Here is a 601-nt window from a genome sequence, read left to right on the forward strand (position 1 = left end):
ATGGAAGTCGGGTAGACCTGAAGACAGTAACCGCAAGGAGCTGTTTAGGGTAGAACCGGTAACTGGGGCTAAGTCGTAACAAGGTAGCCGTACCGGAAGGTGCGGCTGGAACACCTCCTTTCTGGAATGCTTTGGATTTTAAAATCTGAAACGATCGTCTTACTTTCTTCTTTATTTCTAGGGCCTGTAGCTCAGGTGGTTAGAGCGCTACACTGATAATGTAGAGGTCCGTGGTTCGAGTCCACGCAGGCCCACCAAATATACGCTTCTATGAAGATAGATGGTCTAAATTTACTGAAGTTAATTAGAACAAGATTTCAGTAATATCAAAAATAGACTATTTAGATATTTTGAAGGAATGTCTGGATGGCTAGATCACAAGGTTTCTAGCTTCTCAAATAATGAATAAAATGGGGGATTATCCCGATGGTTATCGGGATGGCTAGATCACAAGGTTTCTAGCTTCTCAAATAGTGAATAAAATGGGGGATTATCCCGATGGTTATCGGGATGGCTAGATCACAAGGTTTCTAGCTTCTCAAATAGTGAATAAAATGGGGGATTATCCCGATGGTTATCGGGATGGCTAGATCACAAGGTT

At 42.3% G+C, this 601-nt stretch carries 1 tRNA gene and 1 rRNA gene; both read left to right on the forward strand.

What is annotated here, in order from left to right:
* Positions 1-121: ribosomal RNA gene (locus MM214_RS18965) — 16S ribosomal RNA — on the forward strand; the annotation flags it as partial.
* Between the two features lie 59 nt (positions 122-180).
* Positions 181-257, forward strand: a tRNA-Ile gene (locus MM214_RS18970).
* Positions 258-601: the final 344 nt, after the last annotated feature.

This window comes from Belliella kenyensis, from assembly GCF_022549675.1.
Lineage (GTDB): Bacteria > Bacteroidota > Bacteroidia > Cytophagales > Cyclobacteriaceae > Belliella > Belliella kenyensis.